Origin of the sequence: Nocardioides sp. JQ2195 (assembly GCF_012272695.1) — a bacterium.
Classification (GTDB): Bacteria; Actinomycetota; Actinomycetes; order Propionibacteriales; family Nocardioidaceae; genus Nocardioides.
In genome coordinates, this window is sequence record NZ_CP050902.1 from 474,193 (window position 1) to 498,132 (window position 23,940).

Here is a 23,940-nt window from a genome sequence, read left to right on the forward strand (position 1 = left end):
TCATAGTGAATGTGTGACCCATGACGCATTCATCTATGAAGCCATCCGCACGCCGCGGGGCAAGGCCACCCCCACGGGCGGGTTGGCCCAGCACTCGTCGATCGACCTCGTCGTCCTGCTGCTGCAGGAGCTCGCCAAGCGCGTGGACCTGGATCCGGCCGGCGTGGACGACGTCGTGCTCGGCGCCGCGCGCCAGCACTTCGACCAAGGGTCGAACATCGCCCGGGTTGCGCCGCTGATGGCCGGTTGGCCGGAGAGCGTGCCGGGCGCCACGATCAGCCGCGCCTGCGCCTCCGGGCTCGAGGCGCTCAACACCGCGGTGGCGCGGGTCAAGGCCGACGATGCATCGCTGATCGTCTCCGGGGGAGTGGAGTCCCTCTCCCGGGTCCCGATGTTCTCCGAGAACAGCCCGCTGTGGAACGACCCCGAGGTGATCAACACGGTCGGTGCGGTCCACATGGGCATCGCCGCCGACGTGGTGGCCACCCAGGAGGGCTTCCAGCGCGAGGAGCTCGACGCGTTCGGGCTGCGCACCCAGCAGCTGGCCGCGCAGGCCCAGGCCGACGGTCGCTTCGCGCGCTCGCTGGTGCCGGTCCCCTCGAAGGACGGCAGCTCGGTGCTCGACCGCGACGAGCAGGTGCGCCCGCAGACCACACTGGAGCAGCTGGCCGCGCTCGAGCCGGCCTTCGTGGAGCGGGGCGCCGACGGGCAGGACGTGATCGCGTTGTCCCGCTTCCCCGAGGTCGGCGCGATCCGCCACCTGCACACCCGTGGCACCTCGCCCTCCCTGGCCGACGGGGCCGGCCTGATCCTGGTCGGCGACGAGGCGGCCGGGCAGCGCCTGGGCCTCAGGCCTCGGGCGCGGGTCGTCGCCTCCGCCGCCCGCGCGGTCAACCCGGTGCAGATGCTCACCGCCGGGCAGGATGCCACCGCCGCCGTGGTTGAGAAGGCCGGGCTCTCGCTCGACGACATCGACCGCTTCGAGTTCGCCGAGGCGTTCAGCGCGCTGTGCCTGCGCTTCCAGCGCGACCTCAAGGTCGGCGACGACCGCTTCAACGTCAACGGCGGGACCATCGCCGTCGGGCACGCCTTCGGCGCCACCGGACCGTTCCTGGTCGCCAACCTGATCGACGAGCTCGAGCGCTGCGGTGGCCGCTACGGCGTGGCCAGCATCAGCGGTGCCGCCGGCATCGGTGTGGCCACGCTCGTCGAGCGGGTGCAGTGATGGCGGAGACCACCGGAATCGTCAACGCAACCCTCGGGCTGTGGCAGGACCGTCCGGCGAACGAGGCTTTCGAAACCGCAGCGATCGCCGATCGCCTGGGCTTCTCCGAGCTGTGGATCGGGGAGATGGCGACCTTCGACGCGTTCTCCCTCGCCACGGCGATCGGGCTGCGGACCCAGCGCATCACTCCGGCGGTCGGCCCCTTCGCCGTCTCGGTGCGGACGCCGGTGAACATCGCCGTCGGTGCCGCCACGGTGACGTCGGCGATCGGGCGTCGGGTGAACGTCGCCCTCGGCACGTCGAGCAACGTCGTCGTCGAGGAGTGGCACGGCCTGCCGCGCAAGCGGCCGGCCCAGCAGCTCGAGGAGGCCACCCAGATCGTGGCGCGCCTGCTGCGCGGCGAGAAGGTCTCCTTCGACGGCGAGACGCTGCACACCAAGGGCTACCGACTGCGCCTGCCGGCGCCGGGATCCTCGGTGTCGGTGGCCGCCTTCGGGCCGCGCGCGATCAGGTTTGCCGGCGCCCACGCAGATCGCGTCCTGCTGAACATGGTGACCGTGGATTCCGCACGGCGTCTGTGTGAGCAGGTGGCGCAGGCTGCCGCGGAGGCAGGGCGCGAGCGTCCCAGGATCGCGCTGTGGCTGGCCACCTCGGTGGACCCGACCCCGGACGACCTGAGCCAGATGGTGACCAGCAAGACCGGCTATCTCGCGGCACCCGGCTACTCCGAGATGTTCGTCGCTGCTGGCTTCGAGTCGCTCGTCGAGTTCGCCCGCACCCGGCCGCACCCCAAGGAGCTGCGGGCGGCCATGCCTGAGGCGGAGATCGCCGCCGCGACGTGCTTGGCGGGCGGCCTGGACGACGTACGGACCCGGATCGGGGCCTACCTGGATGCCGGTGTCGACGAGGTCTGCGTGGTGCCCACGACGGCGGGTGACCCTGCCGGCCTGCGCACCTTGGGCGCGATCGCCGGGATCCGTGACGAATTTGTGCGTCAACCTCTTGACGCCACGACCAACGCCAACCATGCTAACTCTTGAATAAGTAGTGACGTGGGTCTCAACATCAATTTGCTGTCGCCGTGCTCCGGCCGGCACCTGACCGGGAAGCCTCGCGGATGAATCTCCTCAAGCGTTTGCCACACTCACTGGGCCTGTTGCTCATGGTGTGTGCACTCACCTACCTGATGATCCTGCTCGTTCCGGGTGACCCCGCGGTCACCGCTGCGGGCGAGAACGCAACCAACGAACAGATCGCGCAGACCCGCGAGCGCCTCGGCCTCAACGACCACATCGTCGTGCAGTTCGGCCGGTGGCTCGGGGACGCACTGACCGGCGACCTGGGCCACTCGCTCCAAGGTGGTGCCTCGGTCTCGGGCCTGATCGTCGATCGGTTCCCGGTCACCCTGGGCCTGGCCCTGGTGTCGATCATCGTCTCGCTGCTCATCGCCGTGCCGGCCGCGGTCGTCGCCGCCACCCACAAGGGCAGCTGGATCGACCGCGTGATCACGCTGGTGGCCAGCGCCGGCATCGCCATCCCGACCTTCTGGCTCGGCCTGATGCTGGTGATCGTCTTCTCGCTCTACCTCCGCGTGCTGCCGTCCACCGGCTACGTGCCCTTCACCGAGTCACCCACCCAGTGGGCGACGTTCATGGTGATGCCGGCCATCACGCTGGCCGCCGCCCCGGCCGCCGAGATCGCCCGTCAGCTGCGCGCCTCGATGATCGACATCCTCGACCAGGACTACGTCCGCACGGCCACCGCGAAGGGCCTGAACCGTCGCTCCGTGGTGCTCAAGCACACGCTGAAGAACGCCGGCGTCCCGGCGATGACGATGGTCGGCCTCCAGCTGACCTTCCTGCTCGGCGGGTCCGTGATCGTCGAGCAGATCTTCGGCATCCCGGGCGTCGGCGCCCTTGCCATCAAGGCGGTGCTGCAGCGCGACATCCCGGTCATCCAGGGTGCGGTGCTGGTTGCCGCGGTCTCGGTGCTGGTCGTCAACCTCCTGATCGACTCGTCCTACCGGTTCTTCAACCCCAAGGTGCGCTGATGAGCAACACAACTGCCGGAACCGTGGAACCGCCCGTCGACGTGTGGGCCGAGGCGACCGCACGCGAGGTCGAGCGCAGCGCCTCCGCCACCCAGAAGGAGGCGACCCGGCGGATCACGCCGATGCGGCGCTTCCTGATCCGCTTCGGCAAGGACCGTGCCGGGGTCGTGGCGGTGGCCTTCCTCGCCCTCGCCGGGATCCTCGCGATCGTCGCCCCGTGGCTGACCCCGCACGACCCGAACGCCCAGAACCTGCAGGGGATCCTGCAGTACCCCAGCAGCGCGCACTGGCTGGGCACCGACGACCTCGGTCGTGACGTGCTCTCGCGGATGATGACCGGCACCAGGGTCTCACTCGTGGCGGCATTCCAGGCCACCTCGATCGCGGTCGTCCTCGGCGTGCCGCTCGGTCTCGTCTCCGGGTTCTTCGGTGGTTGGGTCGACCGGTCGATCATGTTCGTCAACGACGCCATCATGGCGATGCCCGGCCTGCTCCTCGCGATCGCGATCGTCGGCATGCTCGGCCCCGGACTCACCAACGCGATGATCGCGATCGGCATCGTCTTCGTGCCCCGCATCCTGCGCATCGTCCGTGGCAGCGTCATGGAGATCAAGGAGGAGACCTACATCGAGGCCTCCCGCAGCATCGGCACCCCCACCGGTCGGATCATCCGCCAGCACGTGCTGCGCAACGTGCGCTCCCCGCTGATCGTCGGCATCTCGCTGCTCACCGGGCGGGCGATGCTCAACGAGGCCAGCCTGAGCTTCCTCGGCCTCGGCGCGCAGTATCCGGAGTCCAGCTGGGGCGGGATGCTCGGCCGCGCCTTCCCGTTCGTGGACCGCGCCCCGTTCCTGATCGTCTTCCCCGGCATTGCCATTGCCCTGGTCGTCCTCGCCTTCAACATGGCCGGCGACTCACTGCGTGACTCACTAGGTCGAGAGACGAGGAAGGGCTGATGACCACCATGGAACTGCCCCGGACCACCCCTGCCCCGGCCACGACCGGCAGCGTCGAGAAGGCACCCATCGTCTCGGTGGAGAACCTCTCCGTCGAGTTCGTCACCGACCACGGGTGGCAGCGCGTGCTCAACGACGTCAGCCTCGAGATCAAGCCCGGCAAGGTCCTGGGCGTGGTCGGCGAGTCCGGCTCGGGCAAGAGCGTCTCCAGCCTGGCGATCATGGGCCTGCTGCCCAAGACCGGCGCCCGCATCTCCAGCGGCAGCATCGTGGTCGACGGGGTCGACATGCGATCCCTCGACGAGAAGCAGCTGAGCCGGATCCGCGGCGACCAGATGGCGATGATCTTCCAGGAGCCGATGACCAGCCTGAACCCGGCCTTCACCATCGGTGAGCAGATCGCCGAGACGGTGCGCCACCACAAGAAGGTCAGCCGCAAGGTCGCCTGGAAGCGCGCGATCGAGTCGCTCGACGAGGTCGGCATCCCCAACGCGGCCGAGCGGGTGCGCCGCTATCCGCACGAGTTCTCCGGCGGCATGCGGCAGCGGGCGATGATCGCGATGGCGATCTCGTGCCAGCCGAAGGTGCTGATCGCCGACGAGCCGACCACCGCCCTGGACGTGACGATCCAGGACCAGATCCTGCAGCTGCTGCGCACCATGTGCGAGGACCACGACCTGGCGATGATGTTCATCACCCACAACATGGGCGTGGTCGCCGACATCTGCGACGACGTCACGGTGATGTACGCCGGCGAGATCGTCGAGCGCGGTGAGATCACCGAGCTCTTCGACCGTCCGCGGCACCCCTACACCGAGGGCCTGCTGCGCGCCGTACCGAATCTCTACAGCCGCAACGAGCTCATCTCGATCCCCGGCTCCACCCCGGCCCCGTGGGAGATGCCGACCGGGTGCCGCTTCGAGCCCCGGTGCCCCTATGCGGTCGAGGCCTGCGCGAGCGAGCCGCTCGAGCTGCACGCCGTCGACGGTCGCCTCAGCCGGTGCCTGCGCACCGAGGAACTCACCCTTGGGAGGATCAAGTGACCGCCACGAGCACCACGACCGCGCGCGTGCTGGAAGTCGAAGACCTGCGGGTCAGCTTCTGGGGACGGCGCAAGGCGTTCCGGGCTCCCACCGAGCTGCGGGCCGTGAAGGGTGTCAGCTTCGGGATCTCCCGCGGGGAGACGCTCGGCCTGGTCGGCGAGTCGGGCTCCGGCAAGTCGACGGTCGCCCGCGCCCTGATGCGCCTGATCGAGCCGACGCACGGCCGGGTCACCCTCGAGGGCGAGGAGATCACCCAGCTGAAGGGCAAGGCGCTGCGACAGGCCCGGCAGGACATGCAGATGGTCTTCCAGGACCCGTACTCCTCCCTGGACCCCTCGATCATGGTCGCGGACAGCATCGCCGAGCCGCTCGAGGTGCACCACGGGATGCGCGGCAAGGAGCGTGACGCGCGGGTCGCCGAGCTGTTGGAGCTCGTCGGCCTGGCGCCGCACCACGCGGAGCGCTATCCCTATGAGTTCTCCGGCGGGCAGCGCCAGCGCCTGGCGATCGCGCGGGCGCTCGCGCTCAATCCCAGCGTGGTCGTGTGTGACGAGGCGGTCAGCGCCCTCGACGTCTCGACCCAGAACCAGATCATCCGCCTGCTCGAGCGGCTCCAGGAGCAGTTCGAGATGGCCTACCTGTTCATCTCGCACGACCTCGCCGTCGTCCGCCACATCTCCGACCGCGTTGCGGTGATGTATTTCGGCCAGATCGTGGAGATGGGGGACGTCGAGGACGTCTTCCAGAACCCCAAGCACCCTTACACCGCTGCCCTGCTCTCGGCCGTACCCGTGGCCGACCCGGTTGAGCAACGGAATCGGGAGAAGGTTCCCCTGACCGGGGAGATTCCCGACATCGCCAACCCGCCCGCGGGCTGTGCCTTCGCCTCCAGGTGCCCTCTGGCCACCGAGCGTTGTCACACCGAGGCCCCCGAGTTCCGCCGGGTCGGCGACGCCCAGGTGGCGTGCCACTACCCCCTGCAGTCCGCCTGATCACTCAACCATCTCTCGATCGCTTCACTCATCCCTCACTAGGAGACACCGTGTCCAGACGATTCACCCTTGGCCGTTGGCTGGTCATCGGACTGGCAGCGATGGCCTTGCTGTTCACAGCCTGCAGCCCGCCGCCGGCCGCCGAGTCCGACGCCCCGGCAGCGGATGCCAAGACCGACCCCGACGCGGTGCTCCGCTTCGCCTACGCCAACGCGCCCGGAACCCTTGACCCGCACGTGGTCAACACGGCCTTCGCCAACGTGCCGCTGTTCCAGATCTTCGACCGCCTCGTGCACATGGACACCGCCGGCGAGGCCGTGCCCGGTCTGGCCGAGTCATGGGAGTGGTCGGAGGACGGCAAGGTCCTGACCCTGAAGCTGCGCGAGGGCGTCACCTTCCACGACGGCGAGCCGTTCAACGCCGACGCGGTCAAGAAGAACATCGAGCGGGCGAAGACCGTCGAGGCCTCCTTCGTGGCCAACGACCTCGCCAGCATCGACTCGGTGAAGGCCGTCGACGACTCCACCGTGGAGCTGCACCTGAACGCTCCCGACGTGGGTCTCGTGCTGAAGCTCAGCGACCGCGCCGGCGCCATGATCAGCCCGAAGACGATGACCGGCGACGCGGTCAACCTGCACCCGGCGGGCACGGGGATGTACAAGGTCGCCGAGGACTACAAGGTGGGCGTCGAGCTCAGAACCGAGAAGTTCGACGGCTACTGGGGCCCCGAGGCCCAGAAGCTGGCCGGCATCGAGATGACCTTCAACGCTGACACCACGGCCATCCTCAACGCGATCCGCAGCGACAGCGTCGACGCCGGCTACCTGCGTGAGCCGGAGATCGACACGGCCAAGTCGGCAGGGCTCCAGGTCGTGCAGGGTTATGACCTCGGTTTCGGCAACATCCTGATGAACCCCGACCTGACGCCGGCGCTCAAGGACGAGCGCGTCCGGATGGCCGTCAACCTGGCCATCGACCGGCAGTCGCTGGTGGACGGTGTCCTCTTCGGCCACGGCAAGGTGACCAACCAGCCGTTCCCCGGGGGCTACTTCGCGCACAACGACGACGTGCCGCAGTATGACTACGACCCGGAGGCCGCCAAGGAGCTGCTCAAGGAAGCCGGCTTCCCCAACGGCTTCACCTGGCCGATCCACAACGTGCCCGGCCCGGGCACGCGCATCAACGAGGCCGTCGCCGGTCAGCTCGAGAAGGTCGGCATCAAGGTCAAGGTCCTCGAGACCGAGGCCGCTGCGGTCGGCGCGATGTACTCGGTCGAGAAGACCGCTCCCGCGCTCAACGTGCGCTGGACCGGTCGCCCCGACCCGACCGCGACGCTCGACCTGGTCTTCATGCCCGGTGGCTCGAACAACCCGAGCGGCCTGGCGTCGAAGAAGGCCATCGAGCTCAACGAGCAGCAGCGTGCCGAGAGCGACGACGCGAAGCGTGCCGAGCTGCTCCAGGAGCTGTCGGCCGAGCTCGTCGAGCACCCGCCGGCCAGCAACATCGTGCTGTTCCAGTCGGTCACCGCGACCGGTGCGAACAACAAGGTGGTCGGTCTCGACGCCTACATCAGCGGAAAGATCGAATTCCGCGGCGTGGGCATGACCGAAGGCTGAGCCAGCTCCTCACGGACCGACGTCCCAGTGCGTGCTTCCCCCCGGGCACGCGCTGGGACGTCGCCATTTGTCGGAGCACGCCGGGCTCCCGGTGGCGCCGGGTCAGGCGGCGAAGTCGAGCTTGAGGTCGGGACGGTGGTGGATCTCGACGGTGACGGGGCGCAGTCGAGGTGGCGTGGCCGATCTTGTGGGAAGCGGAGGGGCCGTTGCGGTGTAGCGGTGCCCGGTCGGAGTGACCGTGGTGACCTGATGTCGCTCGTCCGGTGGATGCGAGCCGGCGGCGGACCAGCCGGGGGCCTGCTTGGCGTAGTTGCAGGCCTCGCAGAGGCCCTGCAGGTTCTCCGCGCTGGTCGGACCGCCCACGGCGGCGCCGGTGGCATGGTCGATGTGGCGGATCGGCGCATCGCACCAGAGGTTGCGGCAGAAACCGCCGTCTCTGAGGCGGAGCACGTTGGCCAACGCCTTCGGGACGAGCCGCGACTTGTTCTCCATGCCGATCAGGCGACCGTTGCGGTCGGCGTACAGCTTGCGGATCCAGGTCTTGAGGTCGGCGGCGAGGCTGTTGCCCACGAGGCTGCGGGCGAGGTCGGCGGGAATCGAGCCGTGGCCGTCGAGGTGAGCGGGGGCGTTGTCGTCACCGAGCAGGGTGGCGTTGGCGACGACGAGGGTGACGGCGACGGGGGTCGCGGGAGCGGTGGTCTGGCCGGTGACCCGCTCGACGAGGGTGTCGGCCATGATCTGGCCGCGGTTGCGCTCGTCCCCGTCTAGGATGGCAGCGTCGGCGGCCTTCCTGAGGGAGGCGAAGACGGCGACGCCCTGGCCCACGGGCAGGTGGCCGGTCAGAAAGGTCATCGTGTCGGGGGCCGGGCGGATGCTGACCCGCCGGTCCTTCTCGGCCTTGGCGCGGCGGCGGGCGACGGATGCGGGATCGAGTTGGCTGGCGCGCTTGCGGGCCTGGTCGCCGATCTCCTTCTCGGAGAGCTTCTCGAGCTTCTGTGGGTCTCCGGCCAGCTCTGCATCGATGGTGGCGCGGTCTTCGACCTCGAGGCAGGCGGTCTCCTGGGCGAGCCGGGTCGCGCCCCACTCGGTGATGCGGCCGGTGCGGAAGGCGGCGAGCGTGTAGGGCATCTCGCTGCGCAGCACCTTGGCCAGCCCGAGGTGTCGCTGGCCGCGGTGACCGGACTCGCGTCGGGCGAGGCCGATCTGTTCGGCGATGCCGCGGCCCTGACGCTCCTTGGCAATGCCCTGGTCCGCGGCCTTCTGGCGCATGGACTCGTCGAAGTCGACAGCGAGGTCTGCCTGGGCTGCGGCGAGCGCACACTTCAACACCTCGATGGCGTTGATCGCATCGATGCGCGCTGTGTCGTCGTGTGCGTCAACGTGGATGCGGGATGATGCTTCGGTCCACGCGGCAACTGTCGACGCGTCCAGGCGCTCCTCAGCGACGGGAGCGGCCTGCTCCAGGGTGGGCGCATGGGATGAGTCGAACATGTGTTCGATTTTACGCCTGCCCGATTTGGGGGTCAAGAGGCTGAGACGATCTGTGGAGAAGTCGTCGCACCCTGCTGTCCTGTGCGTGAGAACCGGCTCAGCGAAGAGTGAGCGCGACCAGCTGGTGAACGTCCGCCTCGTCGGCCCGGACGGCTGCGGGTGCCGGCGTCGTGTGAAGGGCGGACCCAGTTTCGACGAAGCCCCATTGTCGATCAGTCGATGCACTGGGACCAGCGCTGGGCCGTCCAGGCGCCGTCGGGTCGTCGCCACATGTCGAGTGACATGACCAGTCGGTCGTTGCCGTCGACCAGGTTCACTCCGGTCTTGTCGTCGGCGGGGTCAGAGTCGACCATGCGCAGCGAGCGGACGCGTGGGTTGACGTCGTTGAGCAGTGCCTTCTCCAGTGCGGCTCGGGTCGTGGCGGTCGACACCTGCTCATGGTGGCTGGTGCAGTCGTCGCCCGGGTCGCTGCTCGAGCTCGCGCAACCGGAGGCGAGCAGCAGGGCAGCGATCGCGAACACACGCGCTGATCGCATGACGGGCTCCCTGGCATCTCGGCCTACCTCTGGGACGCGGCGGGAGGGGATCTGGTTCCCGGGCGTCGACCCACTAGTGCGGATGGAGCGACCCTCGCCGATCGAGACGTCTGCCGAGGATCAGTGCTGCGATCGCCAGCCGGACTGCTCTCCAAGCATTCATCGCCTTCTCCTGACATGCATGGCCACGGATGACGGATCGGAGGGGCCGGTTGCGCTACGCGGTGCCGAGCTGCGTAAGTCGGGACCGGAGACGGGCGCAAGGCGGCCCCTCCAGATCCGGACTCAGGGCGGCGAGGGACGCGCCGTAGCCGACTCAGTGATGTCCTGAACGATCATCGTGGGAGCCTCATGTCGGATGCCAGTTCGCAAGATCTGCGAAGGCTGTGGGCTCAACCCGTGGTTCCCAATATGCATCAGCCCCGGGGATTCGGCAAGGGTCTGGGGTCTCGATACGCCGGCTCGTTCCTCGCCGGCACTCGACCAGCGAGAGGGGAGCGGCACTCGACCAGCGAGGGGCGGCGCGGCTACTCGATGATCGAGCTGATCGGACCGGAGTCCTCCGACACCGGGCCCAGCACTTCCCTCGCGACGGCCTCGGCTTCCGAGGGCTCCACGTCTGTCGGGGACGTGCCGCTCACGATCTCCACCATGGCCAGCGAGATCTCCCGGACCTTGATGTTGCGGTCCTGCGAGAGCCGGGTGAGCACGGCGAATGCGGCTTCCGCGTCGAGGCGGAAGCGGGCCATCAGGATGCCCTTCGCCTGGTCGATGACCGGCTGGCTCTCCAAGGCCCGGTGGAGGTCGGCGACGTCTGCCTGGAGCGCGACGATCTCCGCCCGCTCACGGTCCGTGCCGGCGACCTCGCTGTCGTCGCGAATCGCGGTCTGCCACTCCTCAAGACGGGTGTGACGTTCGTGCGACAAGTCGTCGCTCATCTTGAACCTCGATGGGTGTCAGCCTGATGCATCTCCAAGGATGCCGGCTGACTTCCCAACCAGTGCCACAGGTTATACGGCCACTGGTCGTTCGCTCAAAGCGACCTCACGACGTACGTCGAGCAACGGTGCGGGCCACCAATTCTTCGGCGACGAAACGCAGTTTCTTGTTGTTGTTCTGCGAGTGCGTGCGCAGCAAGGCGAAGGCCTCGTCGGCGCTGCACCCCTGCTGGCCCATCACGATCCCGAGGGCCTGGTCGATCACCGATCGGTGGGTGAGTGCCTGCTCCAGCTGCTGGGCGGTCTGGTCGCTGCGGATCTGGCGCAGCGCGAGGAACAGTGCGGTGGAGGCCTGTGCGGCGAACACCTCCGCCTCCTTGCGGGTGCCGGAGCCGAAGTCGTGGGCGGTGTCGAAGCTGTAGAGATTCAGCGCGCCGATCGACTTCTGCTGCACCATCAGCGGCAGGCTCAACGACGACTGCAGGCCCTGATTGCGCGCCTCCTTCAGGAACTGTGGCCACCGCGCTGCTTCCTCGACGTCGGCCAGGTCGACCACCTGCGCCGTGCGCATCGAGTGCAGGCAGGGCCCTTCGTCGAGCGCGTACTGCGCCTCGTCGAGCGCGGCAGCCTTGCTGTCGCTCGAGGCGACGGTGAGCGGCTGGCCGTCGTACTGCGTGGTGATGCCGCACGACATCGCCGGCTCGATCAGCGTGCTGCTGCGCCCGACCAGCTCCTGGAGGAAGGCCTCGATGCCGTCGGCGGTGAGCATCAGGCTCTCCAGCAGGCCGAAGGACTCGGACTGCTCGCGGGTTTCTTCCAGAGGCGGAACCATTGCGCCACGGTATACCTGCCACCCGAGGGATGGGTGGACTCCGGGTCAGCCGACGTGGGGCGGGGTGCGCTTGAGCTCGTGGCGGGCGATGGTGCGGCGGTGGACGGCGTCGGGGCCGTCGACGATGCGCAGGACGCGGGCCCAGGCGTAGAAGCCTGCGAGGACGGTGTCGTCGGAGACGCCCATGGCGCCGAAGACCTCGATGGCGCGGTCGATGACGGCGAGTGCGACCGCTGGGGCGGCGACCTTGATCTCGGAGATCTCGGTCTTGGCGCCCTTGGCGCCGTGCTGGTCGATGAGCCACGCGGCGTTGAGCACGAGGAGGCGGGCCTGGTCGATCTCGATGCGCGAGTTGGCGATGTGGTCCTGGACGTTGGCGTAGTCGGCGAGGTGTTGGCCGAAGGCGACGCGGTTCTTGGCGCGGTCGACCATGAGGGCGAGGGCGCGTTCGGCCATGCCGATGGCGCGCATGGCGTGGTGGATGCGTCCGGGGCCGAGGCGGGCCTGGGCGATGGCGAATCCGTCGCCCTCGCCGGCGAGCAGGTTGGTCGCGGGGACACGGACGTCCTCGAACAGGAGCTGGGAGTGGCCGTGCTGGTCCTGGTAGCCGAAGACAGGCAGGTGGCGCTCGATGGTGAGCCCGGGGGTGGCGCGGGGAACCAGGATCATGGACTGCTGGCGGTGGGTCTCGGCGCCGGGGTCGGTCTTGCCCATCACGATGAAGATCTCGCAGCGTTCGTCGGCGACGCCGGTGATCCACCACTTGCGGCCGTTGATGACGTAGTCGTCGCCGTCGCGGGTGATCGAGGTGGTGATGTTGGTGGCGTCGGAGGAGGCGACGTCGGGTTCGGTCATCGCGAAGGCGGAGCGGATCCTGCCGTCGAGGAGGGGCTCGAGCCACTGCTTGCGTTGTTCGTCGGTGGCGAAGAGCTCGAGGGTCTCCATGTTGCCGGTGTCGGGCGCCTGGCAGTTGATCGCCTCGGGTGCGATCACAGGCGACCAGCCCGAGATCTCCGCGATGGTGGCGTACTCGAGGTTGGACAGGCCCGAGAGATCGGGCAGGAAGAGGTTCCACAGCCCGCGGCGCTTGGCCTCGGCCTTGAGGTCCTCGATCACCGGCGGGGTGGTGTGTTGGCCGTGCTCGACCAGGTGTGCTGCCCAGACGGGCTCGGCGGGGAAGACATGCTCACGCATGAAGTCCCACATGTTCTCGCTGGTCTCGGTGGCCTTGGGGGAGGGGGTGAAGTCCATGGGTGTCTCCTGCTGCGCGGGGGGGGGTGGGGTCAGATGTGGTGGAGGCCGGCCTGGGCCAGGCCGAGGATCTGGTCGTCGAGGTTGCCGAAGTCCTGTCCGCCCATGTCGCCGGCGGCGGATCGGGCGGCCACGCCCTGGGCGATGACGGCGAACTTGAAGTGGGCGAAGGCCTGGTAGTAGCCCATGTCGGAGAGGTCGGCGCCGGAGCTGGCGGCGTACCGCTCGAGCAGGGCGTCGCGGTCGGGGAAGCCGGGCAGGTGGGTGATGCCGGGGATCAGGCTCAGCTCGGGCTCGGTGGAGCTGCGCCAGAAGAGCATCAGCAGGCCGAGGTCGGTGAGCGGGTCGCCGAGGGTGGACAGCTCCCAGTCGAGCACGGCGTTGATCCGGGAGGGGTCGGCGGCGTCGTGGACGACGTTGTCGAGACGGAAGTCGCCGTGCACGATGGTGCTGCGCAGCTGGTCGGGGACCTGCTTGGCGAGGCGTCGGCCGAGCTCGTCGATCTCGGGTACGTCGTGGGTGCGGGTGGCCTCCCACTGTCCGGCCCAGCGGCGGACCTGGCGCTCCATGAAGCCCGCCGGTCGGCCGTAGTCACCGAGCCCCACTGCCTCGTGGTCGACGGCGTGCAAGGCGGCGAGGGTGTCCACGAACGCGAAGGCCATCTGCTCGCGTTCGGGGTGGGTGGCGGCAAAGCCGGCGGGGAGCACGCCGCGGATGACATGGCCCGGGACCTTCTCCATCACATAGCAACCGATGCCGATCAGCTCGCCCTCGTCGTGCAGGACGATCCGCGCGACCGGGACGTCGGTGCCGGCGAGGGCGGACTGGACCCGCGCCTCGCGCCCCATGTCGTGGGCACTGGGCAGCAGGTCGCCGGTGGGTGGGCGGCGCAGGATGAATTCACCCGCAGCGCTGGTGAGGGTGAAGGTGAGGTTGGACTTGCCGCCACTGATCAGCTCCGCGGTGGCCTGCAGCCACGCGTCGTCGCCGGTGGCGTGGGCCAGGGCAGGCCCCAGTCGGTCCAGTCGGACCAGGTCGTCAACGCTGCGCGACACGGGTGCTCCCTCCACATGATGAACAAGACCGAATGATCGTACGGCTTTGTTCAGCAAAGGGGAAGTGCGGGTCAGATTTGGGCTAGAGTGTTCAGCATGACTGAACATGCGGCTGAGGATGGCTCCGTCGGGTCGGCCGTGCGCAGCGCGCGCCTGGCCCAGGGGATCTCACTGCGATCGCTGGCCGGCCTGCTGGAGCTGAGCCCGGCCACGATGAGCGCGATCGAGAACGACCGCACTCCGCTCACGGTGCCCCGCCTGCAGCGGATCGCCGAGCTGGTCGACGTGCCCGTGGCCCGCCTCGCGCGCGGGGAACGGACGGTGCCCGCGCGTTCCGCGGGCGGGTCGCGGCCGGCGGTCGAGACCCGGGAGTGGCGGCGCTACGACGAGCTCGTCCTGGGGCCGGTCCTGGATGCGGCCACGCGACTCTTCGTCCGAAGGGGCTTCCACGCCACCAGCATGCGCGAGATCGCGGCCGAGGCGGGGGTGAGCGTGGCCGGCATCTATCACCACTACCCGGCCAAGGAGCAGATCCTCATCGCCCTGCTCGACGTGACGATGTCCGAGATCCGTTGGCGCCTGCTCGCCGCGCGCGACGAAGGCTCGGGCCCGGCGGAGTCCTTCGCGTCGATGGTCGAGTCGTTGGCGCTGTTCCACGCCGTGCGCGGCGACCTCGCCTTCCTGGGCGCCAGTGAGATGCGCGGCCTCTCCGGTGACGACCTCGAACGCGTCACCGGGCTGCGCCGCGAGGTGCAACACCTCCTTGACGAACAGGCCGCTCTCGCCTTTCCGGGCTCCCAGGTCCGCACTGTCTGCCGGGCCATCGCCACCATGTGCACGTCGCTGCCGTCCTGGTTCGACGTCGAGGGGCCCCTGACGGCTGAGCGCGTCGCGAAGATGTACGCCGGGTATGCCGTCGACATGCTCGGCGGTGGACGCGGGTGAGGAACGCACCGCACTGGGTGCGGGGCACCAATCGGTCCATCAGACCTGGCGCGCGCGAAGTGCCCCGTGTGGTGTCGTGGGTCGAGCAGGTCGCGCAGCGACCGTGTCGAGACCCGGCGTGACAGATCAGCGACCAGAGCCGGTCAGTGGACGACGCCGGCCAAGCGGTTGCTGATCAGCTCGGCGGCCTCGGTCACGATGCGGTGGACCAAGACATCGACCGAGGGGATGTCGTCGATCAGGCCCTGGACCATGCCGACGCTCCAGATGCCCGCGTCGGGGTCCCCGCTCTCGTAGACGCCACGTCCGCGGACGCCCGCCACCAGCTCGCGCACGTCGGCGAAGTCGGCGCCCTCGTCGAGTCGACGGACCACCTCGCGACTGACCACGTTGCTCGCCACGCGGGCTGTGTTGCGCAGCGGACGGAAGATCAGCTCGGTGTCGCGTTCACTGTGCGCGACGACCTGCTCCTTGATCCGACGGTGGACCGGAGCCTCCTCGGTGCACAGGAAACGGGTGCCCATGTTGATGCCGTCGGCACCCAGCGCGAGCGCCGCGACCAGGCCGCGGGCATCGGCGAAGCCGCCGGAGGCGAGCATCGGGATGGTCAGGGCGCGTGCTGCCGCGGGGATCAGCACGAGGCCGGGGATGTCGTCCTCGCCGGGGTGTCCGGCGCACTCGAACCCGTCGATGCTCACTGCGTCGACGCCGAGGGACTGGGCCTTGACGGCATGCCGCACGCTCGTGCACTTGTGGATCACCTTCACCCCGGCGGGCTTGAAGACCTCGAGGTGCTCGGCCGGCATGCTGCCCGCGGTCTCCACGATGCGTACGCCGGACTCGATGATCGCTCGGCGATACTCGGCGTACGGCGGGGGCGTGATCGACGGCAGGATGGTCAGGTTCACGCCGAACGGGCGGTCGGTGAGATCGCGGGTGCGCAGGATCTCCTTGACCAGGTCCTCCGGCGTCGGCTGGGTAAGCGCGGTGAGGAAGCCGAGCGCGCCGGACTCGGCGACCGCGGCCACCAGCTCGGCGCGGCCCACCCACTGCATGCCGCCCTGCACGATCGGGTGCTCGACGCCGAACTCCTCGGTGAACCGGGTGCGCAGCCGGGGCACGCTCCTCTGCTCACTCGTCGTGGGGGCCGTGGTGCCGGTCATCGCCGGCCGCCACCGGCAGTGCTCTTGGCGGCGCCGACGAAGTCCGCCGGCCGCCGCTCGAGGAACGCTGCTTGGCCCTCCGCGAACTCCGGGGTCTGGAAGAGCTCCATCTGTGCCTCGGCCTCGGCGGCCAGGATGCCGCTGAGGCTCTGGTTGGGCTGGCCGAAGATGCGGCGTACGGCGGCGATGGCCGGCGCCGAGGACGCGGCGAGGGCGTTCGCCAGCTCCACGGCACGATCGAGGGCGGACCCCTCGTCGACCACCTCGTCGACCAGGCCGGCTTCGAGGGCCTCGGCCGCGTCGACCGGGTGGGCGGTCAGCACCATCCGTCGGGCCAACGCGCGGCCCACACGCTGGGGGAGCGACCACGAGAGGCCGGTGTCCGGGGCGAGGCCGACCTTCACGAAGGACGCGGCGAAGCGCGACGTCGACGAGGCGACCACCAGGTCGGACGAGCAGACCAGGGCCAGCCCGAGCCCGAAGGCGCCACCCTCGACAGCTGCCACGATCGGCGTCGCCGAGATGGCCATCTGCTGGGCGATCCCGGCGACGGCGTCGAGCCGCTGCTGGGCGATGACCGGGTCGGTGGTCATCGAGCTGATGTCGCCACCGGCGCTGAACATCGGGGCGGCCCCGGTGAGCACGATCGCGCGGGCCTCACGGTCGGCGTCGACGAGCGCCTCGCGGAGCCGGATCCGGTCCTCGAGGTCGAGGGCGTTGCGACGCTCCGGATGGTTCAGGGTCAGCACCCGGACGAGGCCGCGGTCCTCGACCAACAGCCCGTCGTACGTCGTGTCGTTCGCCACCGCGGTCACGCCTTGAAGTTCCGGATCATCTGCTTGGCGATGATCAGCTTCTGGATCTCGCTGGTGCCTTCGTAGAGGCGGAAGAGTCGCGCGTCGCGGTAGAACCGCGAGACCGGGACCTCGCTCATGTAGCCCATCCCACCGTGGATCTGGACCGCGCGGTCGGCGACCCGGTCCACCATCTCGGTGCAGAAGAGCTTCGCGCTCGAGGGGGCGATGCGGCGGTCGGACTCGTCGTCGTAGCGGCGGGCCGCCTCGAGCACCATCGTCTCTCCCGCGAAGGCCTCGGCCTCGCTGTCGGCGAGCATCGCCTGCACCAGCTGGAAGTCGGCCAGCTTGGTGCCACCCTGGGTGTTGGTGGTGGCGTGCGCGAGGCTCTCGTGGATCAGGCGCTTGGCCATGCCGACCGACATCGCGGCGATGTGGATCCGGCCCTTGACCAGCGAGCGCATGGCGGTGCCGAAGCCCTCGCCCTCGACCTCGCCGACCAGGTTGCCGACGGGCACCCGGGCGTTGTCGAAGAAGACCTCGGAGGTGGCTGCGCCACGCTGGCCCATCTTGGCGTCCTTGGGGCCGACCGTGACGCCGGGGGTGTCGGTGGGAACGACGAAGACGGAGATGCCCTTGGCGCCGTCGCTCACGTCACCGGTGCGCGCGAAGACCATCAGCAGGTCGGCGTACATGGCGTTGGTGATGAAGCGCTTCTGGCCCGACAGCACGTATTCGTCGCCCTCACGGGTGGCCTTGGTGCGCAGCCCGCTGGGGTCCGAGCCGGCCTCCGGCTCGGTGAGGGCGAACGACGCCACCAGCTCGCCGCTGGCCAGCCCGGGCAGCCAGCGCTGCTTCTGGGCCTCGGTGCCGGCGTTGACCAGCACCTGGCCGGCGATGCCGTTGTTGGTGCCGAACATGGAGCGGAACGACGGGGTGGTCCAGCCGAACTCCATGGCCAGGCGTACGTCGTCGTACTCGCTGAGGCCGAGTCCGCCGTACTCGGTGGGGATCATGTAGCCGAAGAGCCCCATCGACTTGGCCTTGTCGCGGATCCGGTCGGGGATCCGGTCGGTCTCCTCGATCTCTTCCTCCGCGGCGACGACGTCCTTGCGGACGAAGGTGCGGACGGCGTCGAGGACGAACTGGAATTCGTCGTTCTCCATGGGGGACTCCTCGTGATCAGGTGGGGTGAAGGTCGTGGTTGCTCAGGCGTCGTCGGCGAGGCCGGCGCCACCGACGACGCCGGAAGCGGCGAGCTTGGCGATGTCGACGGCGTCGCGACCGAGCTCGGTGAGGATGGCGCCAGTGTGCTCGCCCAGGGCCGGAACCGCACCCATCGGCAGCTCGACGTCACGGAACGTGGTCGGCGGCAGCACCGCGTCCACCGGGCCGGCGGGGGTGTCGACCGAGCGCCAGCGGTCGCGTTCGGAGAGCTGCGGGTGCTTGGCGAGACCGGCCATGTCGTTGACCTGGGCGGCGGCGACGCCGGCCTCGGCCAGGCGCTCGTCGAGCTCGGCGGTGGAGAGACCGCTCGTGGCCTCGGCGACGATGCGGTCCACCTCGGCACGGTTGGCGACCCGCTGCGGGTTCGTCGAGAAGTCGGGATGGTCGGCGAGGTCGGGCAGGTCGAGCACGTGGGTGACCAAGGCCCGCCAGCCGCGGTCGTTCTGCACGCCGATCAGGATCTGGCCGTCCGAGGTGGGGTAGGAGTCGTACGGCGCGATGGAGGCGTGGCTCAGGCCCATCCGGGGGATCTGGATGCCACCGTAGAGGTGCATGTAGAGGGGGTGGCCCAGCCACTCGACGGTCGAGTCGAACATCGAGATGTCCACGACGCCACCCTCGCCGGTGCGCTCGCGACGGAAGAGTGCGGCGAGCACGGCCTGGGCGGTGTAGAGGCCGGCCGCGATGTCGGCGCTGGGGACACCGGTCTTGGTCGCGGTGTCGGGGGTGCCGGTGACGGAGACCAGGCCGGACTCGGCCTGGATCAGCATGTCGTAGGCCTTGCGGTCGCGCAGCGGACCGTCGGTGCCGTAGCCGGAGATCGACGCGGCGACCAGGCGCGGGTGCTCCTTGACGAGCTCCTCGGGGTCGAGGCCGAGGCGGGCCACGGCACCGGGGGCGTTGTTCTGCACGAACACGTCGGCGCCGGCGATCAGCTCGCGGGCCAGGGCGAGCCCGTCGGGGTCCTTGAGGTCGAGGGCGACGGACTCCTTGCCGCGGTTGAGCCACACGAAGTGCGAGGCCAGGCCCATCACCGCGGTGTCGTAGTTGCGGGCGAAGTCGCCCTCGCCCACACGCTCCAGCTTGATCACGCGGGCGCCGAGGTCGGCCAGGTGGCGGGTGGCGAGGGGCGCCGCGACGGCCTGTTCGAGGGCCACCACGGTGATGCCGTCCAGCGGGAGCAGGGGGGTTGTCATGGCCCCAGCATCGTCCAGGATTCTATTGCGCGTCCAATACCCAATGGGTGGACAATTGTTGATGCTGGCGCAATAGTGACGAGATGGAACTACACCACCTCGAGGCCTTCCTGGCCGTCGCCGACGAGCTGCACTTCGGCCGCGCTTCCGAACGACTGCACATGGCCCAGCCGCCGCTGAGCCGGATGATCAAGCAGCTCGAGCGTGAGCTCGGCGCACCGCTCTTCGAGCGCACCACCCGCAGCGTCCGGCTGACCACCGCCGGACAGGCGCTGGTGGGCCCGGCCAACGACGTGCTCGAAGGAGTGCGGGTGGCCCGTCGTGCCGTGCGCTCCGCCGGTCGTGGCGAGACCGGCCGGGTGCGACTCGGCTTCGCCGGCCCGTCGTCACACGTCCTGGTCGGGCAGCTGGGTCGGGCCGTGCGCGAGCACCACCCCGGCATCGAGCTGTCGCTGCGCAGCACGACCTACAACTACGAGGCGCTCCGGTCGCTGGTGGACGGGGAGCTCGACCTGGTGATCGCCCGCTGGCGGATCGAGCCCGAGGGCGTGGAGTATCGGCCGATCGCCGCGGAGAAGTATGTGATCGTCGTCCCGGCCAGCCATCGCCTCGCCTCGCGCAAGCGCCTGACGATGGCCGACCTGCGTGACGAGGAATTCGTCGCCCTGCCCGCCGATCCCGGCTCGAGCGTGCGCGACGCCATGTTCGAGCTGGCCAAGGCAGCCGGCTTCCAGCCCTCCGTGGTGCAGACGGCCCCCGACTCGTGGACCGTGATGGCGCTGGTCGCCGCCGGGGTCGGCCTGACCCTGACCCTGGACACCGCGGTCGCCAACGTCGTGCAGAACGGCATCGTGGTGATCCCCCTCAAGGAGGGCAAGGAAGCGTCGTTCCAGTACCTGGTCTGGCGCGAGGGCGACCGGAATCCCGCGCTCCAGGCGGTGCTGCGATCCTCCGCGGAAGCACTGCCCGCACCTGGGAAGGAGTCGGACTGAGCGGCCGCCTCCGCCGGAAGTGCGTCGGCGCGAGCGTCGTCCACGATCCGCCGTCTCCTTCGCGCCGTCGCGCGGATGGCCCACACGGACTTCCGTGATCTCCCCGCCGGCCACGATGAACCCGCCTACCAATCCGATGAACGACATGCGCACACCACGCCCGGCCCGTGTCGAGAGGAGCAGCCGGGTCATCGTCGACATGCGCCAGCCGGACCCCACGGCCTCTCGCGCCGCCTGACCGCATCCGACCTCGCGATCGCCCAAGGACTGGCCGACACCCCGGACCTCGTCGACCGGCAGGACCCCTTCGCCGATCCTGCCGATGAAGCACGGCGCCTGGACCGCATCCATCAGCTCCCCGGGGTGCAGCGGGGGGCACACGAGGGACCGAACCCGGGCCGCGTCGTAGACCACGCTGCCCCGAAGCCGCAGTCCTGGGCCGGCCACGCCCGCCAGGAGCGCGCGGCGAGCGGATGCGCGGGAGACTCCCATCTCCGCGAGCACCGCGGCCGCTCGCCGGCCACTGAGCATGGTTCCCGGGGCCCCGGGGGCGGAACCGACTGGAGCGCCGACGGCAGTTGCGGCCGGGCTCGGGATGGTGGTGGACGTCGAAGTGCTCGTCATCGCGTCACCGTAGGAGCGCGCACCGACAGGCCCCAGAACCACTGTCGGGCGAAGGGTGCTGGAGGACTGGCCGCGGTGGACCAATTGGTCCACCGCGGGTAGTGCTCGGAGGACTCGCGCCGGATCCGTGGACTGCCGCGGCCGCGGCCGAGAGGCACAAGGAGTCGCGAGGTCGCCGCGCTCAGACCGTCTTGACCAACCCGAGCTGCGTGGTGCTGAGCACGTGCCGGCCTTCGCTGTCGAACAGCTCGCCGTCGCCGTGGGCGCGGCCGTGGGCGATTATTCCGACATAAGTGTCGAACTGGTGCCACGTCGAGAGGTCGGGCTCGCGGTGGAAGGTGATGCCGTGGGTCAGGCTCAGGATCCGTGAGCCGGGCTTGTGGCGGACGGCGCCGAGGGCACGGTAGGCCGGCTCCAGCAGGCTCATGTCGGTGACGTAGGCCGCCACGGCCGCGCGGATCACCGGGTCGAGAGGCAGGTCCGAGGTGGCGCGGACGTGCACGGTCTGGCGGTCGGTCACCGAGGACGGGGTGAGGTAGGGCGGCGGCTCGACGTGACGGAAGTGCACCGGCCTCTCGATCCGCCACCAGGCGGGGATGCGCGGATCGTCGCGGTGACGGTCGGCCAGGTCCTGCAGCGTCTCGGGACCGGGCACGGATGCGGGGGCTGCCGATGACCAGGACGGCAGGTCCTCGCGCGTCGTCGCCCACCGCGTCGTCGCGGTGAAGAGCTCGCTGCCGTCATCGGCGAGCAGGGTGCTGCGCCGCGTGCTGAGCGAGCGCGCGTCGGAGAGCAGGTCCACCCGCCAGTGCATCGGCCGGTCCGCGGGCACGGCGCCGATGAAGTCCGCCTGCAGGCTGACGATGCGCTGGTCCGTCGCCGCCGTACGGCCGGCCGCGACCAGTCCCTGGGCCAGCAGCAGTCCGCCGAAGGTGCGGTCGTCGGGGTGGGCCTGGGGCTGGCCGCGCCAGCGCCGCGGGCCGCCATCGGCGTCGGCCACGGCATCGAGGCGCTCGAGGTCGAGCACCTCCAGCAGGTCCGCCAGCGTGACGGCATCAGCGGTGACGGAGGAGGCAGTGGGCGAGGGGTTGGTGGGAGAGGGGTTGGTGAGCGCAGTGTCCACACCCACCATGATGACGAACTTTGGAACCGCTGGCGATATGTGTTTGCGGTTTCTCATGACCCGTTGGGTATCAATTGCCCACCCAAGAAGTATTGGAGTTCCGGCCCGGAACAGGAGCATCGTAGGGACTCGACACCCTTCCGTCGAGCCCCCGAGGAGCCCACCATGACCGCCACCCAGGCCACCAAGGTGACGGACCTCCGGACGGCGATCGCGACCTACGTCGAGGACGGCATGACGGTGGCGCTCGAGGGGTTCGGGCACCTGATCCCCTTCGCCGCGGCGCACGAGATCATCCGGCAAGGACGTCGGGACCTGACCGTGTGTCGGATGACCCCGGACATCATGTATGACCAGCTCATCGGCGCCGGCTGTGTCAGCAAGCTGGTCGCGTCCTTCTTCGCCAGCGGCTCCGCCGGCTCCCTGCACGAGGTCCGCCGTCGCGTCGAGCGCGCCGACCCCGAGCCGCTGGAGATCGAGGAGTACAGCCACTACGGCATGCTCTGCCGCTACGAGGCCGGCGCCGCCAACCTGCCGTTCTTCCCGCTGCGCTCCTACGCCGGGAGCGACCTGCCGAAGCTGAACCCCAACATCCGCACGGTGACCGACCCCTTCGGTGGACCCGACATCTACGTCGTCCCGCCGCTCAAGCCGGACGTGACGATCGTGCACGCCCAGCGCGCCGACCGTCTCGGCAACGTGCAGATGTGGGGGATCACCGGCGCGCAGCAGGAAGCGGCGTACGCCGGCAGGCGAGTGATCGCCACCGTCGAGGAGGTCGTCGACGAAGAGGTGGTCCGCGCCGACCCGAACCGGACCCTGCTGCCGGCCCACGCGGTCGACGCCGTGGTCGAGATCCCCGGCGGAGCACACCCGTCCTACACCCACGACCACTATGTGCGCGACAACGACTTCTACCGGGAGTGGGAGCCGATCAGCAAGGACCGCGAAGCTGTGCTGGCCTGGCTGGACGCGTGGGTGCACGGCCTGCCGGACCGCGCTGCCTACCTCGACAAGCTCGGCCACGAGCGCTGGTCGGCGCTCGGTGCCGGGCCCAGCACCGGTGCTGGGCTGGCCGGATCGCGGACGGCCGAGGAGGCAAACGCATGACCCACGCCGACGTCGCTCCCAGCAGCACCGAGTTCCTGGCCACCGTGGCGGCCCGACAGCTGGCCGGCAAGCGCCGGGTCTTCGCCGGAGTCGGGCTGCCGACCCTGGCCGTCGACCTGGCCATGCGCACGGTGAACCCAGGCGTGGAGCTGGTCTACGAGTCCGGCATCTGCGGCGCCCACCCCGACGGCCTGGCCGAGGGCATCGCCGACTCGGTGCTGGTCACCGGTGCTGAAGCGGTGCTGAGCATGCACGCGCTCTTCGGCTACGTGCTGCAGGGCGGACACGTCGACGTCGGTTTCCTCGGTGCGGCCCAGGTGGACCGATGGGGCAGCCTCAACACGACCCTGATCGGCGACTGGGCCAAGCCCACCGTCCGCCTCCCCGGAGCCGGTGGTGCTGCCGAGATCGTGCCCAACGCGGGCGAGTGCATCGTGGTGCTCCGACGTCACGACCCGGGCGCACTCCCGACCGAGCTCGACTTCTGCACCTCACCGAGCCCGGTCCGGGCCCGGGAGGAGGACCCGCGCATGGAGCCGCCCGGACACGGCGTCTCGACCGTGATCACCCCGCTGGCCGTGCTGCGCCGACCCGAGAAGTTCGGTGAGCTGGAGGTCAGCGAGGTGCACCCCGGCGTGAGCGTGGACGAGGTCCGCGCCGCCACCGGGTGGGACATCGCGGTCGCGGACGACGTACGCACCACCGAGCCGCCGACCGTCGAGGACGTGCGGCTCCTGCGCGACGAGATCGACACGGTGCGGCTCTACCTGAGATGACCAAC

Annotated in this window: 22 protein-coding genes; 11 read left to right on the plus strand and 11 right to left on the minus strand. The window is 69.5% G+C overall.

Going from position 1 to position 23,940, the window contains the following annotated elements; all coding sequences use genetic code 11:
* Window positions 1–13 precede the first annotated feature (13 nt).
* The 7 genes from ncot_RS02225 to ncot_RS02255 all read left to right on the plus strand — a co-directional run bounded on the left by ncot_RS02225 (window position 14) and on the right by ncot_RS02255 (window position 7,882).
* Window positions 14–1,225, plus strand: coding sequence for an acetyl-CoA C-acyltransferase (locus ncot_RS02225; protein ID WP_168616140.1), 1,212 nt, complete (start codon window positions 14–16; stop codon window positions 1,223–1,225).
* Entirely contained in the window at window positions 1,225–2,265 is a 1,041-nt protein-coding gene (locus ncot_RS02230; RefSeq protein WP_168616141.1) for an LLM class F420-dependent oxidoreductase, read from the plus strand. Before ncot_RS02225 ends, ncot_RS02230 begins: the two co-directional genes overlap by 1 nt.
* A 77-nt stretch (window positions 2,266–2,342) precedes the next feature.
* Window positions 2,343–3,275 carry an ABC transporter permease gene (locus ncot_RS02235; protein ID WP_168616142.1) on the plus strand — a complete coding sequence of 311 codons (933 nt, stop codon included), beginning with the start codon at window positions 2,343–2,345 and terminating at the stop codon, window positions 3,273–3,275.
* Window positions 3,275–4,231 (plus strand): ABC transporter permease, encoded by a 957-nt coding sequence (locus ncot_RS02240; protein ID WP_168616143.1) that lies wholly within the window; start codon window positions 3,275–3,277, stop codon window positions 4,229–4,231. The genes ncot_RS02235 and ncot_RS02240 overlap by 1 nt, the downstream gene beginning before the upstream one ends.
* Window positions 4,231–5,274, plus strand: a complete 1,044-nt coding sequence (locus ncot_RS02245; protein ID WP_168616144.1) for an ABC transporter ATP-binding protein — start codon at window positions 4,231–4,233, stop codon at window positions 5,272–5,274. The genes ncot_RS02240 and ncot_RS02245 overlap by 1 nt, the downstream gene beginning before the upstream one ends.
* Window positions 5,271–6,266, plus strand: coding sequence for an ABC transporter ATP-binding protein (locus ncot_RS02250; protein WP_168616145.1), 996 nt, complete (start codon window positions 5,271–5,273; stop codon window positions 6,264–6,266). The genes ncot_RS02245 and ncot_RS02250 overlap by 4 nt, the downstream gene beginning before the upstream one ends.
* 50 nt (window positions 6,267–6,316) lie before the next feature.
* Entirely contained in the window at window positions 6,317–7,882 is a 1,566-nt protein-coding gene (locus ncot_RS02255; protein ID WP_168616146.1) for an ABC transporter substrate-binding protein, read from the plus strand.
* A 102-nt stretch (window positions 7,883–7,984) separates the two neighbouring features.
* Here ncot_RS02255 and ncot_RS02260 read toward each other — a convergent pair whose 3' ends face one another.
* From ncot_RS02260 to ncot_RS02285, 6 genes are all read right to left on the minus strand, one after another.
* The gene (locus tag ncot_RS02260) at window positions 7,985–9,373 is read right to left on the minus strand and encodes an HNH endonuclease signature motif containing protein (protein ID WP_168616147.1); all 1,389 of its coding nucleotides are present in this window, start codon (window positions 9,371–9,373) and stop codon (window positions 7,985–7,987) included.
* Window positions 9,374–9,585: 212 nt separating this feature from the next.
* Window positions 9,586–9,909 (minus strand): hypothetical protein, encoded by a 324-nt coding sequence (locus tag ncot_RS02265; RefSeq protein ID WP_168616148.1) that lies wholly within the window; start codon window positions 9,907–9,909, stop codon window positions 9,586–9,588.
* A gap of 527 nt (window positions 9,910–10,436) precedes the next feature.
* Window positions 10,437–10,847: an ANTAR domain-containing protein gene (locus tag ncot_RS02270; RefSeq protein WP_168616149.1), complete on the minus strand. Its 411-nt coding sequence runs from the start codon at window positions 10,845–10,847 to the stop codon at window positions 10,437–10,439.
* Window positions 10,848–10,953: 106 nt separating this feature from the next.
* Entirely contained in the window at window positions 10,954–11,679 is a 726-nt protein-coding gene (locus tag ncot_RS02275) for a GAF and ANTAR domain-containing protein (RefSeq protein ID WP_168616150.1), read from the minus strand.
* Window positions 11,680–11,724: 45 nt separating this feature from the next.
* Window positions 11,725–12,930: an acyl-CoA dehydrogenase family protein gene (locus tag ncot_RS02280; RefSeq protein WP_168616151.1), complete on the minus strand. Its 1,206-nt coding sequence runs from the start codon at window positions 12,928–12,930 to the stop codon at window positions 11,725–11,727.
* 32 nt (window positions 12,931–12,962) lie between these two features.
* Window positions 12,963–13,985: a phosphotransferase family protein gene (locus ncot_RS02285; protein WP_240938027.1), complete on the minus strand. Its 1,023-nt coding sequence runs from the start codon at window positions 13,983–13,985 to the stop codon at window positions 12,963–12,965.
* Window positions 13,986–14,081: 96 nt separating this feature from the next.
* Between ncot_RS02285 and ncot_RS02290 the strand changes: the two genes are divergently transcribed.
* Complete coding sequence (locus ncot_RS02290) at window positions 14,082–14,930, plus strand: TetR family transcriptional regulator (RefSeq protein WP_168616153.1); 849 nt, start codon at window positions 14,082–14,084, stop codon at window positions 14,928–14,930.
* A gap of 143 nt (window positions 14,931–15,073) precedes the next feature.
* On the opposite strand, the gene ncot_RS02295 is transcribed toward ncot_RS02290, so the two are convergent.
* Genes ncot_RS02295 through ncot_RS02310 form a run of 4 tightly spaced genes read right to left on the minus strand, consistent with a single transcriptional unit; the run spans window position 15,074 to window position 19,310 of the window.
* Entirely contained in the window at window positions 15,074–16,093 is a 1,020-nt protein-coding gene (locus ncot_RS02295) for a nitronate monooxygenase (RefSeq protein ID WP_168616154.1), read from the minus strand.
* On the minus strand, window positions 16,090–16,908 hold the full coding sequence (locus tag ncot_RS02300; RefSeq protein WP_168616155.1) for an enoyl-CoA hydratase/isomerase family protein: 819 nt from the start codon (window positions 16,906–16,908) through the stop codon (window positions 16,090–16,092). Before ncot_RS02300 ends, ncot_RS02295 begins: the two co-directional genes overlap by 4 nt.
* A complete protein-coding gene (locus ncot_RS02305; protein WP_168616156.1) occupies window positions 16,905–18,053 on the minus strand; it encodes an acyl-CoA dehydrogenase family protein in 1,149 nt (382 codons plus the stop codon). Before ncot_RS02305 ends, ncot_RS02300 begins: the two co-directional genes overlap by 4 nt.
* Window positions 18,054–18,095: 42 nt before the next feature.
* Window positions 18,096–19,310 (minus strand): CaiB/BaiF CoA-transferase family protein, encoded by a 1,215-nt coding sequence (locus tag ncot_RS02310; protein WP_168616157.1) that lies wholly within the window; start codon window positions 19,308–19,310, stop codon window positions 18,096–18,098.
* 83 nt (window positions 19,311–19,393) lie between these two features.
* Here ncot_RS02310 and ncot_RS02315 point away from each other — a divergent pair, with 83 nt between their 5' ends.
* Window positions 19,394–20,302, plus strand: a complete 909-nt coding sequence (locus ncot_RS02315) for a LysR substrate-binding domain-containing protein (RefSeq protein WP_168616158.1) — start codon at window positions 19,394–19,396, stop codon at window positions 20,300–20,302.
* Window positions 20,303–21,107: 805 nt separating this feature from the next.
* Here ncot_RS02315 and ncot_RS02320 read toward each other — a convergent pair.
* The gene (locus ncot_RS02320) at window positions 21,108–22,049 is read right to left on the minus strand and encodes an acyl-CoA thioesterase domain-containing protein (RefSeq protein ID WP_206065086.1); all 942 of its coding nucleotides are present in this window, start codon (window positions 22,047–22,049) and stop codon (window positions 21,108–21,110) included.
* A 165-nt stretch (window positions 22,050–22,214) separates the two neighbouring features.
* On the opposite strand from ncot_RS02320, the gene ncot_RS02325 reads away from it, so the two are divergent.
* Together ncot_RS02325 and ncot_RS02330 are read left to right on the plus strand one after the other, a co-directional pair.
* A complete protein-coding gene (locus tag ncot_RS02325; protein WP_168616159.1) occupies window positions 22,215–23,159 on the plus strand; it encodes a CoA transferase subunit A in 945 nt (314 codons plus the stop codon).
* Complete coding sequence (locus ncot_RS02330; protein WP_168616160.1) at window positions 23,156–23,935, plus strand: CoA-transferase; 780 nt, start codon at window positions 23,156–23,158, stop codon at window positions 23,933–23,935. The genes ncot_RS02325 and ncot_RS02330 overlap by 4 nt, the downstream gene beginning before the upstream one ends.
* Window positions 23,936–23,940: the final 5 nt, after the last annotated feature.

Excerpts from the sequence above, each read along its gene's own strand:
- ncot_RS02230 (WP_168616141.1), top strand. The coding sequence starts at position 1,225 with ATGGCGGAGACCACCGGAATCGTCAACGCAACCCTCGGGCTGTGGCAG.
- ncot_RS02305 (WP_168616156.1), bottom strand. The coding sequence starts at position 18,053 with ATGGAGAACGACGAATTCCAGTTCGTCCTCGACGCCGTCCGCACCTTC.
- ncot_RS02310 (WP_168616157.1), bottom strand. The coding sequence starts at position 19,310 with ATGACAACCCCCCTGCTCCCGCTGGACGGCATCACCGTGGTGGCCCTC.
- ncot_RS02275 (WP_168616150.1), bottom strand. The coding sequence starts at position 11,679 with ATGGTTCCGCCTCTGGAAGAAACCCGCGAGCAGTCCGAGTCCTTCGGC.
- ncot_RS02295 (WP_168616154.1), bottom strand. The coding sequence starts at position 16,093 with ATGACCGGCACCACGGCCCCCACGACGAGTGAGCAGAGGAGCGTGCCC.
- ncot_RS02245 (WP_168616144.1), top strand. The coding sequence starts at position 4,231 with ATGACCACCATGGAACTGCCCCGGACCACCCCTGCCCCGGCCACGACC.
- ncot_RS02235 (WP_168616142.1), top strand. The coding sequence starts at position 2,343 with ATGAATCTCCTCAAGCGTTTGCCACACTCACTGGGCCTGTTGCTCATG.
- ncot_RS02315 (WP_168616158.1), top strand. The coding sequence starts at position 19,394 with ATGGAACTACACCACCTCGAGGCCTTCCTGGCCGTCGCCGACGAGCTG.
- ncot_RS02260 (WP_168616147.1), bottom strand. The coding sequence starts at position 9,373 with ATGTTCGACTCATCCCATGCGCCCACCCTGGAGCAGGCCGCTCCCGTC.
- ncot_RS02280 (WP_168616151.1), bottom strand. The coding sequence starts at position 12,930 with ATGGACTTCACCCCCTCCCCCAAGGCCACCGAGACCAGCGAGAACATG.
- ncot_RS02240 (WP_168616143.1), top strand. The coding sequence starts at position 3,275 with ATGAGCAACACAACTGCCGGAACCGTGGAACCGCCCGTCGACGTGTGG.
- ncot_RS02290 (WP_168616153.1), top strand. The coding sequence starts at position 14,082 with ATGACTGAACATGCGGCTGAGGATGGCTCCGTCGGGTCGGCCGTGCGC.
- ncot_RS02325 (WP_168616159.1), top strand. The coding sequence starts at position 22,215 with ATGACCGCCACCCAGGCCACCAAGGTGACGGACCTCCGGACGGCGATC.
- ncot_RS02270 (WP_168616149.1), bottom strand. The coding sequence starts at position 10,847 with ATGAGCGACGACTTGTCGCACGAACGTCACACCCGTCTTGAGGAGTGG.
- ncot_RS02330 (WP_168616160.1), top strand. The coding sequence starts at position 23,156 with ATGACCCACGCCGACGTCGCTCCCAGCAGCACCGAGTTCCTGGCCACC.
- ncot_RS02265 (WP_168616148.1), bottom strand. The coding sequence starts at position 9,909 with ATGCGATCAGCGCGTGTGTTCGCGATCGCTGCCCTGCTGCTCGCCTCC.